This is a genomic window from Mesorhizobium sp. M7A.F.Ca.US.005.03.2.1 (assembly GCF_003997795.1).
Classification (GTDB): Bacteria; Pseudomonadota; Alphaproteobacteria; order Rhizobiales; family Rhizobiaceae; genus Mesorhizobium; species Mesorhizobium ciceri.
The window spans coordinates 1-422 of the sequence record NZ_RZRP01001632.1; the positions used below are offsets into that span (position 1 = coordinate 1).

Sequence of the window (422 nt, forward strand, 5' to 3'; positions counted from 1 at the left end):
TGCGCGAGGATTCGGCGGCCGCCATGATGCTCAAGCCAACCGACAGCCAGCGCATCGTGCGGGCATTGGAGGTTCTCGATGCGTCTGGCCGTTCGATCCTGGAATGGCAGGCAGAGCGCGGCCAGCCGCTCATCGACAGGCAAAGCGCGCATTTCCTGGTGATCGAGCCGGATCGGGCGGCGTTGGTCGGACGCATCGACAAACGCTTCGACCAAATGCTGGACAAGGGCGCGCTGGACGAGGTCAAGCGGCTTGCGGCACTTGGCCTCGATCCCGAATTGCCGGCGATGAAAGCGATCGGCGTTCGCGAACTGCAGGCGGCGATGGCCGGAGGGATTGGCTTTCCCGAGGCAATCGAACGCGCCAAGATCGCGACCAGGCAATATTCCAAGCGGCAAACCACCTGGTTCAGGCATCAATTG

At 62.8% G+C, this 422-nt stretch carries 1 pseudogene; it reads left to right on the plus strand.

Annotated features, from left to right (window positions below):
- Positions 1-422: pseudogene (locus tag EN991_RS39540) on the plus strand (tRNA (adenosine(37)-N6)-dimethylallyltransferase MiaA); the annotation flags it as partial.